Genomic DNA, 15,132 nt, shown 5'->3' on the forward strand with positions numbered 1-15,132 from the left:
GTTGTTTTATCAATGACTAACCCACAAAGACTCATCATGAATATTAAAATTACATTACTGCTTCTTCTTATTTCCAATTATCTTTTTTCACAAACCATCAACCCTGAAAAATTAGATCATTACTTTAATTATATTGAAAATAATAATCTGGGAGTAGGCAGTCTGTCCATTTTTAAAAATGGTAAAGAAGTTTATTCTAAAAATTTCGGACAAAAAAACATCCCTGAGTTAACTTACAATAACAATACTAAATATCAAGTGGGCTCTGTTACCAAAATGATTACAGCTGTTTTAATTTTCAAATTAATTGAAGAAAACAAACTGAATCTCAATAATAAGCTTTCTGAGTTTTATCCTGAAATTATTAATTCAGATAAAATAACTATTAAAAATTTATTAGAGCATACCAGCGGACTGGGAAGCTATGTGGTGAAAGATGGAGAAGTATGGGTTACCGGAAAAGAGAGTGACAAAGAGATCATGGATCTGATCATCAAACAAGGTAAGAGTTTTGAGCCTGGTGAAAAGGTGGCCTATTCCAATTCTGCTTATTATCTTTTAACAAAAATTCTTGAACAGAAATATAAAAAACCGTATTACAAAATAGTTCGTTCAGAGATTCTAAGACCTCTTCAATTAAAAAATTCAGCTTCTTTCCAGGCGAATCAAAAAAATATACTTCTGCCTTATCATTATGAAAACAATTCCTGGAGTATGTTGAAAGAGGAAATAGACTTTCTCAATGTAATTGGTGTGGGTGATGTCTCTTCAACGCCTTATGATCTGAATATTTTCATCAACAGTTTATTCCACAGTACTATTCTGAAAAAAGAGACTCTGAAACTGATGGAACCTGTATTGGGAAAAGAAACCTGGGGAAGAGGAATGGCAATCTGGGATTTTGACGGCATTACATTTTATGGTCATGGCGGTGATACCTTAGGGTCACACGCTATTCTTATCTATAATAAAGAGGCTGATCTCTCCATTGCATATAATACCAACGGAGAACGAATCAAAAAAGAAAGTTTCATCAAAAATGTAGTTGATCTGCTTTATAACAAAGAAATTAAACTTCCGGAAATCAAAGATAAACAATGATATCTACCCAATAGTTTGAATATCATGAAATAACAGTCACCAGTTAAAAATACATGGACAGCTGTTTTATAAAAACATTGAACAGGTAGCAAAAGGTTAAAGTATCATTGAATTCAATGATGCTTTTTATTTATAAGATGATAATAAAATTAACGGATTTACTTTTTAAAATTCTGTATCAGGAAAAATGATAAAGGAAAACAACATCACCTGTATAAGCAGGTTTTATATGATCTTTAATCAGCAGCTTAGCTTCAACGACTGCTTTTACAGTTCCCTTGAGATTGATTACTGATTTTACTGTTGCCTGCAGCCTCACCTCACTGTTTACCGGAACAGCATCTCCGAATTTAAGGTTCTCTATTCCGTAATTGATTTCCATTTTTACATTTCGAACATCTGCAATCTGTTTCCAGAGATAAGGAATCAATGATAATGTTAAATAACCATGAGCAATAGTTGATTTAAAAGGGCCTTCATTTTCTGCCCTTTCCTGATCAGTATGTATCCACTGATCATCTAAAGTAGCATCTGCAAATCTGTTGATCTGATCCTGATGTATCGTATGCCAGTCAGAAACTCCTATCATCTGTCCTTCAAGAGACTTATACTCATTAAAATTATTAATAATAATCATATTATTTTCTGAACCTTTTGAGGGATTAAAATATTTACAGCTGTCATAAACACTGTAATAATGATATACCAAGTCTGCATATTTTTTATAAATTTTTCAGACATCCAATCTCAGTCTATCAATATCTGGTCCAATTACTATTCTTATCTTTTCAAATCCTGGAAAACCTCTCACGTAAAGTAAGAGGCTAATGAAAATAAAAAGTAATCTAAATTACATTAATGTTTTTTCAAACAATAGATCCAGATACTAAGTTTTATGGATTTCGAATCTGTAAAAAAATATAAAAAATATGAAACTTAATATGGAAAGGGATGTTATTGTAACATACCTGCAAGTAAGACTTTAATTATGCCAACTTTACGTTAACAGCATTTAAGCCTTTATCACTCTTTTGTACATCAAAAACTACTTTATCATTTTCACGGATCGTTCCTGTGTTTAATCCTGAAGAATGTACAAATATATCTTTACTTCCATCTGCTGGAGTAATAAAACCGAAGCCTTTTGCTTCATTGAAAAATTTTACGGTGCCTTCTTGCATTGTAATTATTATTAAAATTGTATATTATAGTCTGTAAACGCTACAGATTCTATTTATAAAAATGAAATAGCAGTTCCTTCTATTCCGGTTCATCCAATCCTGTGAACACAGGTTTCAGGAATATTCGGAAATTCTACCGCTGCTGGACCAGTTTATTGGCTACATGCTTAGTACGTGTAAAAACCATTGATCTTATATTTTTTTTCTGCAGTGCATCTGTCTGCAAATCTGTTTTCTTTTCTTTTTCTATAAAACAAACCGGCTGCTTAGCCGTCTTTGCTGTTGAAGATACCGGACTAACAATAACTTCCACAGGATTGTTCAGAATTGTTCCGGCAAAATGTTTTACGCTTCCTGGCATTGTTGTAGAAAAAAACAGGTTCTGTCTTTTCTGGGGAAGCAGTTTTAAAACTTTTTTCACTTCATTAATGAAGCCCATATCAAGCATTTTATCTGCCTTATCTAAAACAAATATTTCAATTTTGGTAAGGTCAATATGTCTTTGATTCTCTAAATCAAGAAGTCTTTCTGGTGTTGCCACAAGAATATCCACTCTTTTCCTCAGCGCTGCAAGCTGGCTTCCAATGGGAAAACCTTCATAAACAGAAAGCTGAGACAATGGTAAATACTTACTGTAAATTCCAAGATTTTCTTCCAGCTTCATAGCCAATTCCCGTGTTGGCGTAAGTATTAAAATTCGTATTTCTTTATGGTCCGGAGTATGTCTTTTCAACAGTTGCAAAATAGGCATAACAAATGCTGCTGTTTTTCCTGTACCCGTTTGAGCATATCCTACAACATCTCTCCCAGCTAAAATAGACGGAACTGCATTACACTGTATTTCAGTGGGCCTGGAATATCCTGCTTCTGTCACTGCACGGATAATTGGGTTGATTAGATTTAAATTTTTAAAATTCATTATAAATTCCGGCTTTCCGGTATTTTGTAAGCAAATCTGTTGATCAGAATTTGAGTTGGTATCTGGTAAGGATAAACAAATAAAGAGTATTCTTTTCTGCTCATCTTTTTCTTCTTTTAGCTACAATAATATCTGTAACATATTATCCAGCTATGACGTATCGCTCCTAATCTACAATAGAACTTTATAATCTCTGATTTCTGCCAAGAAAATGAAGACTATAAATTGGTAGCTGAAAAAGCAAAACTGAAAGAAAAAAATGTGATTTTAAACTGTGACAGAATAGCAAAGGCAGTGACCTGTTTTATAAATGTTTTGCAAACTTACAATAAAAAAAACAAACACAATTCTATTTAATTGATTGATTATCAAAAAATTATTCGTATCTTCTAGCAATTAACTAAATTGTTTGCTGATGCAGATGATTTTAAACTCCGAATCATGCAAACTTCTGATCCCAGAACAAAACCTTATCCCAAAACACTAGAATCACATACAGGCCCACATGTAAGGATTGCATATTTTATTATGCTACATCATAAATCTGAAGTATTTAAGGAGATGTTTAAGAAAATTTATACAAGGGATCAGTTTTATCTTATTCATATCGACAGAAAAGCCAAGCCTGATTTCATTGAAGAAATACAGCTATATGCAGTTCAGTTTCCCAATGTCTATATTCTGGACAGTCTGAATATTGTTTCAGGAGGCTTCAATATGGTTCAGGCTGAATTGAATGCTATGGAGTTTCTCTTAAATGTAAGTAAAGAATGGGACTATTTTATTAATCTAAGCGGTGAAGATTATCCCCTGAAATCACAAAATATTATCCGCCAATTTCTTTCTACCCATAAAGACAGAAATTATCTTTTTTATTACGACCAGAAATTTTACAGACCGGACACCCTGCAAAGAATACAAAGTTATTTTACAGAATTTGCCTATGTGATCTCATCTTTCATCTACAAAAGAACATTTATGAAAGGAGTAACCCCTTTTATTGGCGGAAAATGGTTCATTTTTACAAGAGAAACCTGCTTATTCTTAATCAATAATAAAATGGTAATGGATTTTGAAGATTATTATCTTCATACTTTTTTACCTGCAGAATCTTTTTTTCAGACTGTTCTTATGAATACATCATTTAGTGATATCATTATTAATGATGATAAAAGAGCTGTACTTGAGAAATCAATTTTTCAAAATACACAGAGTACATTCAATTATATTGAATCTTTAAAATCCGGCAACCAACTTTTTATCAGGAAGATAAACAACAAAACTGATGAAAATATCAGAAAATATATTGAAGAAAGTTTTCATCTTCCCTTACCCTTTGTGAATGAAATTGAAAGGGAATTAAAAAGAGATAACCGCCAGAACAACTGAGTTTTTTACCTCTATAGTATCATTATTCTATATTACCAGCCATTACCCGGCGTATTTAAATGATATCTTACCCAAAGCTTTTCGGTCAAATCCTTATATTTGAAAAAACATCAAAAACCTGTTTTCTTCGGATATGGAAAAGAAGTTGGCGTTAGAACACTTAAAGCTTGCAACATTAGACAGTCAGGGATTAACACAAATTACACCGTTCGGAACCGGAAAAGATGCGGTTCTTCATGCCTTGGAGCATCTCGGATATATACAGATTGATACTTTATCTATGGTGGAGCGTGCCCATCATCATACGCTTTGGACAAGAATTCCTGACTTTAAGGCAGATTATCTTGAAGAACTGGTTGAGGAGCGTAAGGTATTTGAATATTGGTTTCATGCAGCTTCTTATCTTCCGATGCAGGATTTCCGGTATGTTTTACCTCAAATGCTTACCATCAAGCGAGGGGAATCCCGCTACTACAATGCAGACCCAAAAGTAATGGAATATGTCATAGACATCATTCGCAATGAAGGTCCTAAACGGGCAAGAGATTTTGAAAACGAAAGTCATAAAGCAGGAACCTGGTGGAACTGGAAACCTGCCAAACTAGCTCTTGAAAGGCTTTTCATGCAGGGTGATCTGATGATCAGCGGACGTTCCGGAATGCAGAAAACATATGATCTGGCTGAAAGAGTTCTGCCCTCTTCCATTAATACCACAGAACCTACTCCACTTGAGTTTGCGAAATATCTGGTAACAACCAATCTCCGTGCTTATGGGTTTACTACAGTAAAGCAGATTACCCATCTTCGGACAGGAAATGACCTGAAGAAAAATGTGAATGAAGTTTTACAGGCTATGCTTGAAGAAGATACAATATCGAAAGCTAAAGTTGATGGAGGAAACTCTGTTTATGTTCAAAATAAACTGCTGGAAAGAACATTTGATCTGACAGATTCTAATGTATGGCTGCTGTCACCATTTGATAATTCTATTATTCATCGTGACCGGATCAAACAGATTTTTGATTTTGATTTCCGGTTGGAATGCTATACTCCAAAAGAAAAAAGACAGTATGGTTACTTCTGTCTGCCCATTCTGTTTGGAGATCAGTTCATCGGAAGGGTTGACTGTAAAGCGCACAGAAAGGAAAAAAAATTTGAACTTATTCATTTACATATTGAAAACAATACGATAGCTCCTGAATTATGGCTTACACCTTTTGTAGAAACCATAAAACGCTTTGCTGTCTTCAACGGTTGTGAATCCTGGGTTCTGACAAAGGTGAGCCCATCAAAATTGGGCACTACTGTAAAAAAAGAATTATCCAGATTAAGGTTTAAAAAGTAATCTTCATTGATCTATTAAAAGATAAATCGCATTATTAAGTCAATAATGCGATTTTATTTTTTCCAGGAAACCCCTGATTAGTTTAATTTCTGATTCGTTTTCTGGACAAAATCACTCCATTGCTGGTTCAGATAGGTTAATGATTTCTTTTTCTCATTTTCATTTAAAGAAGAATAATTAATGGAATTGAAAACCAGTTTTTTTAACGCTTTTACATCCAGTTCCCAATACACCAATGCTACCCAGAAATCATAACTAAGCCCTGTGTATCCATATACAGAAGGATCATCACTGTTGATGGAACATTGTACTCCATTGCTTAATAATACTCTGGCGGGATGATTTCTCATATCACTCACATATCCCAAAACCTGGTTACTGATTGGGCTTACTTCAACCAGTTTATTTTGTGTTCTGATCTGCTCCATTGTTTTTGGGAAATAAATCAGATTCAGTCCGTGTCCAATTCTTTTGTTGTTTAATAAGGCTACATCCAGAACATTTTTATTCAGGGAAGAGTTACTTTCTCCTGCGTGAAGGAAAAGAGGCATTTCTACGCCGTACTTTTTATTAAGCTCTTTCAGTTTTGCCCAGTTTTTTTCAAAAAAGCTGATGTTATGTCCGGCAGCTTCATCCGCCACAAGGTCAAACCCCGAAATCATATCCGGAAATTCTCTTTTCATCGCAAATGCTGTTTCCAGCTGTTTTCCGATACTTTCATTATCCAGGAATTTAAAGCTTGAATAAATCAGTTTCAGGGTGAATTGCGGATCAGACTTGTGTACTTCTTTAAGAATATCCTGCAGATCTGTGATTGAAGTTTTTAAAGGGTATTTCCCATGCTGGAAATCATAAAGCTCATCAAAAATATATCTGATTTCTACGTGCTGTACTTTATCTTTGATCAAATCCTGGAATCCTTTTAAATAATATTCTTTGAAGAAAGGACGATAAGGAAGCAGCAGATTGATACGCTTAAATCGTTTTTCAAATTCAATCCAATAATCTGTATAAGAGCAAAGGTTATCACGTTTCAGAGTAAGAAGTTCCTGTAGTTGCTTTTCAAAATCAGGGTTTGAGTTCAGCTTTTTATCAAGGCTGACAAATCCGTTTGGAACTTTTCCTTTTTCAAAAAAAGCCAGCTGTCCGAAAATGAACTGATCATTATCTTTCTGATCGTAAACGTAGCATTCCTGATATTTTCTGGCAGCCGAAATAATCCATTTCACCTCCGTTATCCCTCCGCTGTGGGTGTGCAGTAAACCTCCTTTCGGCATGGCCTGTAGTATTTCATACAGCTTACTGCCTTCTACTAAAGGTTTTATTTCATAGAAAGAGCTGTTGTATAATGATATTTTTTTAGATTCTGTATCACTCAGAAACTGCTTACGTATTTGGAATATCTTTTTATCCAAAGCTATTTCAGCATCAGATAATTTTATATCGTTATCAAATGCCATGGCTTCATTTTCCTTCTCTGATAATTTCAAGCTTTGCTGGTAAGCAGATGTTTCGGTTACGTTATTTTGTCCCCAAAACAAAGGTGCTCCCAAAAGTGCTATATAAGTAAGGTACTTTTTCATCATAATATTGGAGTGGTTTTCTACAATCGTTACGCTTTATCACTTTTGATAAAGAATTGTGCAAATAAAATAATTATCAAAAATATAATTAATTTTTCTGTAAAAGAACTCCAATCTCCATTAAGAATGATGAAAGATATCAATTTTTAAATTTCAGAAACAGTTTTTCAAAGGTTGCTGCAAATGCAATTCACTGAGTTACAAAAACAATCTTAAGAAAAAGGATGCCTTACCTGAAAGACAGCCTTATTTTATTATTTTTTTATCAAAACTATAAAATTTATCTATTCTTAGACATCTGATAAAGCAGACATCGCCGGATCTATCTTATTCTTAGCCAAAACCAAACCTCCTACAAAAATTTCACCTATCAGTCTTCCAGTTCAGACAGCAGCTTGTGTTATAAAATAAATAAAAAGTCTATAAAAACAATAGACTTATGGTGTTAATTTTAATTCACAGCTTTAAATCCTATTTTTTTATAATTTTTTAACATTTCCAATGCTTAATCAAATTAATGATTATCAAGCAGATACAATAAATAAGCTTTACATTTTTACATTAGTCTACTAATTTAGTAGGTTAATATGATTTATCTCATACTCCTCTTTTACCGGGGTTCATCAATTATTAAATAATTTTGACACAGTTAAAAAAAAATATAAACTTTATTCTCATGAATAAGAACTACTTTGATTCTTACCTATGCACTATCACGGCAACAGCTCCGATGCAGCATCAGTGTTCTGCAGAGTCCCGCCATTCACAGCACACCTGTATTTCTCAAGACATGTGCTTTGATATGATGTGTAAAATGATGATGTCATAACTTTTTAAGAGATACATTCATTACTGTAGGAATGAAAGCCATGAGTTCAAGGCTTCTTTAATCCGGGTACATCTCCTGTAAATTTTACTATCTATTTCTTATACCCTCCCTGAAAAAGGAGGCAGGAAGTTATATTTAGCATAGAGAGATCAGCAGTAATACACAGTTCAATTTTAAACCTAGATTAATATAATGAAAAAGAAACAATGTAAACTTGGTGTATTGGCTTTACTCCTATTCGCGGAATACGGCTTTGCCCAAACTAAGGACAGCCTTTCCCAAGAAACTTCAATAAAGGAAGTGGTTGTGGTGGCCTTCGGGAAGCAAAAAAAAGAAGAAATCACAGGATCTGTACAGTCATTGAAGGCAAAAGACCTGTCTAATCTTCAGAACGGAAATATTCTTCAGGGAATTGGAGGAAAAGTAGCAGGTGTACAGGTGATCTCTTCCGGCCAGCCTGGTTCTCAACCCACCATCAGAATGAGAGGGATAGGTTCCATCAATGCTTCCAGTGATCCATTAATTGTACTGGATGGCATCCCATACAGCGGAAACCTGAACAGTATAGCAGCATCAGATATTGAAAGCATTTCTTTTCTTGAAGATGCTTCTTCCAATGCATTATACGGTTCCAGAGGAGCCAATGGAGTGATTATTGTAAATACAAAAAGAGGTAAGAGTAAAGGAGTAAGTATTGAAGCCGATGTAAGAACCGGGGTTAATTTCAGATCTATTGAAGATTACTCAGTTTATACTTCTCCCCAGGATTATTATACTGCTTATTATAACAGAGCCAGAATTGGCGAAATCGCAAGACTGAAGCAGCCGGGAGCTGTTCCTTCTGGTGCCAGTCCACATGATGTGGGACTTTCAGCGTTGAATAAATTAGGATATAATGTTTATAATGTTCCGTTTAATCAACTGATTTCAAAGGATGGATCTTTCAATCCGGATGCACAGTTACTGTATCAGGACAACTGGAAAAAACTTCTTTTCAGACCTTCTTTGAGAAGAGAAGCTACGGTAGGTATCAACGCCAATGGGGAACAGGTAAAATCTTATACTTCCCTTAATTATCTGGATGACAAAGGATATTTAATTTCTTCCGGCTTTGAAAGATTCGGGATCAGATCAAATGTAGACTACTCTATTACATCAAAGCTGAAGCTAACCAGTGCTTTGTCTTATACCTACAGTAAGCAGGATTTTGGGGAAACCGGAGGCTTTTCCAACCCTTTCCAGTTTGCCAGAAATATTGCTCCTTTCTATCCTGTTTTCCTCAGAGATAATAATTACCAGAGATTGTATGACAGTAATGGAAATGCATTATATGACTATGGAGACGGCCAGGGACCCAACGGAGCCACAAGATCATATGCCGTTTTTGAAAATCCTGTAGGTAACCTTCAGAAAGATAAATCTCAGATCATCAGTAATATCACCAATCTTAATCTTGGTTTAAATTATGAAATCATCAAAGGACTGGATTTCACGTACAATTTCGGTGCCTATCTTGAGAATACAAGAAACCTTCAGTTCGGAAATACGGAAGGAGGAACTTCTTCCTCTGTAGGCGGTACTATTTCTCAAGGCTCCAATTTTAAATATACGTTGAACCATCAGCAATTGCTTACCTATCAGAAAAAACTTGGAAATCACAGCTTTAACCTTCTTGTAGGACATGAACTGAACAAGATAAAAGATGATGGTTTTTCAGGATCAAAACAGCAGCTTTTATTACCCGACTCTCAATCTTTTGACAATGCCGTGAAAATTACGGATTTATCAGGAAGCGGCTATGAATATGCTGTAGAAGGATATTTCACAAGGCTATTGTATAATTATGACGGAAAGTATTTCTTTAATGCCAATATCCGTAGAGATGGTTCTTCTGTCTTTTCTCCGGAAAGCAGATGGGGAAATTTCTATGGATTGGGACTGGCCTGGAATATTGCAAAAGAAGATTTCCTTAAGGACAACAGCGTGATTAGTTCTTTGAAGTTAAAAGGTTCTTACGGCCAGCAGGGGAATGATAATATCCTTTTAGGAGGTTCCAGCAGAGATTATTATGCCTACCAGGATATCTATGGAATTAATAATTTCGGTGATGACAAGCCGGTTCTTTCACTAAAAAAACAGGGAAATAAGGATTTAAAATGGGAGACTTCCAAAAATCTTAATGCCGGTTTTGAGCTCTCACTTTTAAAAAACAGAATAACCTTGAATGCAGATTATTTTGAAAGGAAGGTATCAGATATGATTTACGCACTTCCTCTTCCTCCATCCAATGCGGGTTCTTATGTGAAATACGGAAATATTGGAGATATGACCAACAGAGGTGTTCAGGCGAATCTAAGTGTGGATATTCTCCGTGGTGACGGGTTCCAATGGAGTGTTTATGCCAATGCCACCCATTATAAGAATAAGATTACCAGACTACCAGCTGAGCAGAGAAATACAGGTTTGGTTACCGGATTGTTTATCCTTACAGAAGGTGGAGACCGCTATACCTATTTCCTGAAAGAATTTGCCGGAGTAAATCCTGAAAACGGGGATGCTTTATGGTATCGCACTGCCATAAACCCTGCCACTCAGAAAGAGGAAAGAACGGTTACTAGCAATTATAAGGAAGCTACGGATTATAACACTGGTAAATCAGCTATTCCAAAGGTATATGGTGGATTCGGAACAGATTTTACTTACAAGAGATTTAATCTGGCAGTGAATTTTGCCTATCAGTTCGGAGGATATGGATATGATGATATTTACAGAAGCCTATTCCATTCGGACAGCTATGGTTCTAATTATTCAACGGATCTGGATAAAACATGGACTCCTGAAAATCCGACTGCAGCGCTGCCAAGAGTAGATCTCACCGCTACAAACCAGAACGGAAATTCAACGCTTTATCTTATTAAATCTGATTATATCAGTCTTCAGGATGTTACCCTCTCCTATCAGCTTCCTGATGGTTTTGCACAGCAGGCAGGTTTATCAGGCCTGAAAGTCTATCTGACAGGCAACAACCTGTATCTGTGGTCTAAGAGAAAAGGATACGATCCAAGAGCTTCATTGACGGGAGTTTCTGATGCATACCGATATTCTCTGCTGTCAAGTGTCTCTTTAGGTTTTAAACTTAATTTTTAAAAGAATAGGAATGAAAAAAATAAAATACTTTATAGCAGCTGTAACCCTTGGTTTTATTACCTCAAGCTGTGCCAACGATCTCAATACTTTACCAGAAGGCGATATTTCCGGTGAGCAGCTGAATAACGACTCTTCCAGTCCGGAAAAAATTCTAGGCGGAATCTATCTTGATCTTCGCAGCAATGGTGCCGGCGGTACTACCGTTCACTCAGATTTTGGAATCATGGGAATCAAAGCAGGAGCCGACCTGATGTCAAATGATGTCATCCAGTCTACCAACCAGCACTTGGGAATGTTCTATAACTACGAAGCAACTAATGCCAGCAATATTGCTTCTGAGATTGTATGGACTACTTTTTATGCAAGAATATTTGTGATCAACAAGCTTCTCGATGATTTAGATAAAAATGCAAGCGCAAAGAACAGAGCTATAGCAGGACAGTTATTGGCCTTAAGAGCTTACTCTTATTTTTATCTGGTTCGTTTTTATGCCAACGATTATAATGGCCACCAGTCTGAGCCGGGGCTTCCATTGGTGCTTACCGCAAGCAATCCCAGTCAGGGACTTCCAAGATCAACTGTTGCTGAGGTGTACGGACAAATCAAGAATGATATTGAGGAATCTATTATACTTTTAGATACTTATGCCCGTCCATCCAGAGCCCAGATTGACCGAAGAACGGCCAAAGCTATTGCGGCTGAAGTATTTCTGGAAACAGGAGATTACACTAAAGCTGCCAAATACGCTGAAGAAAGTAAACAGGGAGTTGGCCTTATGACAGAAGATGATTATACCACTACCGGATTTTCCAATATCAATAATCCTGAGGTAATATGGGGTTTCCATAATACGATTTCCACAATGAGTATCGGAAATTATTATGCATCATTCTTCTCGATGTTTGATAATACCAACGAAGGATATGCCGGAGCTGCACAGATCCGCAAACTGATAGACAAACGCCTTTATGAAGCGATTCCGGAAACAGATTACCGTAAAAAAGTGTTCAATGGCAGTCAGAATACGGCTTATACCTTTAATGGAAAAACAAAAAATTATCCGCCGTATGTAAGCTGGAAATTTAAAGATCCTACTCTTTTTGAAGGAGATTATATTTACCTCCGAGCTTCCTCATTATATTATGTACAAGCTGAGGCCCTTGCCAGACAGGGAAGAGAAACGGAAGCAAGACAAGTATTATTCGAGATTACCTCGAAAAGGGATAAAGCCTATACCCTGTCTACAAAATCCGGTAATGATCTGATCAATGAGATCATCCTGCAAAAAAGAATAGAATTGTGGGGCGAAGGCTACGCATGGTTTGATATGAAAAGACTAAACACTCCCTTAGAAAGAGTATACACAGGAACGAATCATACTTTTGGAAGGTTCAACCTTACTACGGACAAATTCAGATTCCAGATTCCTAACAAAGAGATTAATAATAACCCACAAATCAAACAGAATGAATAGATAAACCTAAAACAATTTTACATTCAAATATATTCAGTGACGAGGTGCCATTTACTTGTAAATGGTGCCTTTTTTATATCTAATCTATTAGAAAAACTTTGCGTCTTCGTGATTTCCCAACAAAGAATAAGAAGATTGAGCTATCTTAAACGCAAGGTTTAATAAGGCAAAATATAGTAAAGGAGGTAAAGAACTTCAACTTTGTCGCTGATGAAGGTGGTTTAATAATGCGTCCGCTTAGAAAGAATTAATGAAGTTGATTCAACCTTTGCTCCCTTACAAAATGATGGAGGTATAAAAGAAACTTTGCGTTAAAAAATACGCAAATTCTCACACTGATTCGGGATATTACGCTGATTTTTTAAATCTGCTTAATTTGCAAGATCTGCGAGAGATAAAAGAACTCTACAGATTCTTTATTTTATAATAATATCAGATTTATAATTGTCTTTCAGTAACTCACCATTTTTGTACAACCTCTGATTGATCACCTTCCCTTTTTCATTGAAATAAAGCCACAGTGCATTTTTTCTTCCTAAGGAATCCAGGCGCCCAATTTCTTTCGGCATTTTATTATTATGAAGAATTTGAACAGGGTACAATCCTTTCAGGTCTTTTAAAGAATCCATTTTTTCAGGAATCAGTTCAGCTTCATTCCCTATTTTGAAAGTATACTTTTTTCCTTTATCGCTTCTTAAAATAATTTCATCTCCAGATATCTCATATTTCCCTTCCGAAAATGAAGCTGTTGAAATCTGATCATAACTGATATGTTCTGTTTTTAAAAATTCAAAGTTCCCGTTTTTTATATAAAGTGAATATTCTCCACCACCGGATTGCAGCTCAGCATATTTCGGATATTCTTTATCTTTTTTACAGGAAATAACAGCGAAAAGAAGGATAAAAAGGCTAATAGTTTTTATTTTCATGAAACTAAATTATTAAAATATTTGCAGTAAAAGAAAAAAGAGGAAATACATATATTTGAAAATCTAAATTCCTTTAAATAATCACTCACAAAATAATTTTAAAGAATATCATTTTCACTTTCCACCTTATACCTTTCAATAAATAAAAATACGTAATGACCAAAGCACAATTATTCTTTACAGCTCTATTTTCAGCAGTACTGTCTGTTACTGCAACAGCTCAGAAGAAAAACATTTATACGCAAAAAATAGACAGTATTATAACAGCATCCAGTCCGATCGCTTTCAACGGTGTTGTGTTGATTGCTCAGAAAGGAAAAATCCAATATCTGAAATCCAATGGTTACAAAGATTTCGAAAAGAAAATTCCTTTGAAAACAGACGACCAGTTTGAAATCATGTCCAATTCAAAGCAGGTTACCGCTGTTTTGATTTTACAGGCTGCAGAACAGGGAAAACTGAATCTTCATACCCCTATCAAAAAGTACCTGCCTACTCTTACTCAAAGCTGGGCAGATAGCGTTACCATCCATCATCTTCTGAATCATACTCACGGTATTACAGATATTAATAAGCCAGCAGCTTTCAAAGCCGGTTCCCAGTTCAAATATGGTAATCTTTCTTATATGCTACTGGGAGAAATCCTTAAAAATACCACGGGAAAAAATTTCACAGAGCTTGCCATTCCTCTTTTCAAAAAACTGAAAATGGATAAAACATTGGTATACAATACTAAGAATAATCAGGCTCTTGTTCCCGGCTACATGAACGAAAACAATCAGTTTGAAAAAGTGAAAGAATCATTCCTGAATGATAATATGTCTCCTGCTGCAGGCATTATTTCTACAGTACAGGATCTTGCCAAATGGGATGAGGCATTATTTAAAGGAAAACTTCTCTCTCCAGAGTTTCAAAAGCAGATGCTGACCCCTTCCACAAGCTCCCAACACAATGTTTTTGGAAAAGAAAGTATGGGATTTGGATACAATGTAAGATTTATCAAAGAAGCAGGCCTTGATTATTTTGCCGTGACAGGTCTTGGTGATGGATTCACATGTCTTAATGTATACTTCCCTTCTACAGATACTACTTTGGTTATTTTAGAAAATCAGATGCCTGAAAAAAGTGAATACTGGAGTTTTAAAGAAGCTTCGATAAAGAATGCAGTGTTAAAAGCAATGAGATCCAAATAATTGTAAGTACTTTACAAATATTCATAATCTTCGAGACATAAA

General features: G+C 35.4%; 12 protein-coding genes. 7 read left to right on the forward strand and 5 right to left on the reverse strand.

From position 1 onward, the window contains the following. Positions 1-36: 36 nt before the first annotated feature. Entirely contained in the window at positions 37-1,101 is a 1,065-nt protein-coding gene (locus tag KIK00_RS07790) for a serine hydrolase (protein WP_255815986.1), read from the forward strand. Between the two features lie 178 nt (positions 1,102-1,279). On the opposite strand, the gene KIK00_RS07795 is transcribed toward KIK00_RS07790, so the two are convergent. From KIK00_RS07795 to KIK00_RS07805, 3 genes are all read right to left on the reverse strand, one after another. Continuing rightward, positions 1,280-1,738 (reverse strand): MaoC family dehydratase, encoded by a 459-nt coding sequence (locus KIK00_RS07795; protein ID WP_255815988.1) that lies wholly within the window; start codon positions 1,736-1,738, stop codon positions 1,280-1,282. Between the two features lie 349 nt (positions 1,739-2,087). Further along, positions 2,088-2,282 carry a cold-shock protein gene (locus KIK00_RS07800; RefSeq protein ID WP_255815990.1) on the reverse strand — a complete coding sequence of 65 codons (195 nt, stop codon included), beginning with the start codon at positions 2,280-2,282 and terminating at the stop codon, positions 2,088-2,090. Positions 2,283-2,415: 133 nt separating this feature from the next. Continuing rightward, on the reverse strand, positions 2,416-3,201 hold the full coding sequence (locus KIK00_RS07805) for a DEAD/DEAH box helicase (RefSeq protein WP_255815992.1): 786 nt from the start codon (positions 3,199-3,201) through the stop codon (positions 2,416-2,418). 441 nt (positions 3,202-3,642) lie between these two features. On the opposite strand from KIK00_RS07805, the gene KIK00_RS07810 reads away from it, so the two are divergent. Beyond that, entirely contained in the window at positions 3,643-4,590 is a 948-nt protein-coding gene (locus tag KIK00_RS07810; RefSeq protein ID WP_255815994.1) for a beta-1,6-N-acetylglucosaminyltransferase, read from the forward strand. A gap of 133 nt (positions 4,591-4,723) precedes the next feature. Then, the gene (locus KIK00_RS07815; RefSeq protein ID WP_255815995.1) at positions 4,724-5,935 is read left to right on the forward strand and encodes a winged helix-turn-helix domain-containing protein; all 1,212 of its coding nucleotides are present in this window, start codon (positions 4,724-4,726) and stop codon (positions 5,933-5,935) included. A gap of 77 nt (positions 5,936-6,012) precedes the next feature. On the opposite strand, the gene KIK00_RS07820 is transcribed toward KIK00_RS07815, so the two are convergent. Then, a complete protein-coding gene (locus KIK00_RS07820; RefSeq protein WP_255815996.1) occupies positions 6,013-7,521 on the reverse strand; it encodes an adenosine kinase in 1,509 nt (502 codons plus the stop codon). Between the two features lie 673 nt (positions 7,522-8,194). Between KIK00_RS07820 and KIK00_RS07825 the strand changes: the two genes are divergently transcribed. From KIK00_RS07825 to KIK00_RS07835, 3 genes are all read left to right on the forward strand, one after another. Next, positions 8,195-8,347, forward strand: coding sequence for a hypothetical protein (locus KIK00_RS07825; protein WP_255815997.1), 153 nt, complete (start codon positions 8,195-8,197; stop codon positions 8,345-8,347). Positions 8,348-8,539: 192 nt separating this feature from the next. After that, positions 8,540-11,494, forward strand: coding sequence for a SusC/RagA family TonB-linked outer membrane protein (locus KIK00_RS07830; protein WP_255815998.1), 2,955 nt, complete (start codon positions 8,540-8,542; stop codon positions 11,492-11,494). Between the two features lie 10 nt (positions 11,495-11,504). Further along, positions 11,505-12,968: a RagB/SusD family nutrient uptake outer membrane protein gene (locus KIK00_RS07835; RefSeq protein ID WP_255815999.1), complete on the forward strand. Its 1,464-nt coding sequence runs from the start codon at positions 11,505-11,507 to the stop codon at positions 12,966-12,968. A gap of 416 nt (positions 12,969-13,384) precedes the next feature. Here KIK00_RS07835 and KIK00_RS07840 read toward each other — a convergent pair whose 3' ends face one another. Next, positions 13,385-13,897 carry a hypothetical protein gene (locus KIK00_RS07840; RefSeq protein WP_255816000.1) on the reverse strand — a complete coding sequence of 171 codons (513 nt, stop codon included), beginning with the start codon at positions 13,895-13,897 and terminating at the stop codon, positions 13,385-13,387. Between the two features lie 155 nt (positions 13,898-14,052). On the opposite strand from KIK00_RS07840, the gene KIK00_RS07845 reads away from it, so the two are divergent. Beyond that, the gene (locus KIK00_RS07845; RefSeq protein ID WP_255816001.1) at positions 14,053-15,090 is read left to right on the forward strand and encodes a serine hydrolase; all 1,038 of its coding nucleotides are present in this window, start codon (positions 14,053-14,055) and stop codon (positions 15,088-15,090) included. Positions 15,091-15,132 lie beyond the last annotated feature (42 nt).

The organism is Chryseobacterium sp. MA9 (assembly GCF_024399315.1).
Lineage (GTDB): Bacteria > Bacteroidota > Bacteroidia > Flavobacteriales > Weeksellaceae > Chryseobacterium.

What these genes read in the sequence shown, in the direction of transcription:
- KIK00_RS07790 (WP_255815986.1), top strand. Translation starts at nt 37, where the DNA reads ATGAATATTAAAATTACATTACTGCTTCTTCTTATTTCCAATTATCTT.
- KIK00_RS07795 (WP_255815988.1), bottom strand. Translation starts at nt 1,738, where the DNA reads ATGATTATTATTAATAATTTTAATGAGTATAAGTCTCTTGAAGGACAG.
- KIK00_RS07800 (WP_255815990.1), bottom strand. Translation starts at nt 2,282, where the DNA reads ATGCAAGAAGGCACCGTAAAATTTTTCAATGAAGCAAAAGGCTTCGGT.
- KIK00_RS07805 (WP_255815992.1), bottom strand. Translation starts at nt 3,201, where the DNA reads ATGAATTTTAAAAATTTAAATCTAATCAACCCAATTATCCGTGCAGTG.
- KIK00_RS07810 (WP_255815994.1), top strand. Translation starts at nt 3,643, where the DNA reads ATGCAAACTTCTGATCCCAGAACAAAACCTTATCCCAAAACACTAGAA.
- KIK00_RS07815 (WP_255815995.1), top strand. Translation starts at nt 4,724, where the DNA reads ATGGAAAAGAAGTTGGCGTTAGAACACTTAAAGCTTGCAACATTAGAC.
- KIK00_RS07820 (WP_255815996.1), bottom strand. Translation starts at nt 7,521, where the DNA reads ATGATGAAAAAGTACCTTACTTATATAGCACTTTTGGGAGCACCTTTG.
- KIK00_RS07825 (WP_255815997.1), top strand. Translation starts at nt 8,195, where the DNA reads ATGAATAAGAACTACTTTGATTCTTACCTATGCACTATCACGGCAACA.
- KIK00_RS07830 (WP_255815998.1), top strand. Translation starts at nt 8,540, where the DNA reads ATGAAAAAGAAACAATGTAAACTTGGTGTATTGGCTTTACTCCTATTC.
- KIK00_RS07835 (WP_255815999.1), top strand. Translation starts at nt 11,505, where the DNA reads ATGAAAAAAATAAAATACTTTATAGCAGCTGTAACCCTTGGTTTTATT.
- KIK00_RS07840 (WP_255816000.1), bottom strand. Translation starts at nt 13,897, where the DNA reads ATGAAAATAAAAACTATTAGCCTTTTTATCCTTCTTTTCGCTGTTATT.
- KIK00_RS07845 (WP_255816001.1), top strand. Translation starts at nt 14,053, where the DNA reads ATGACCAAAGCACAATTATTCTTTACAGCTCTATTTTCAGCAGTACTG.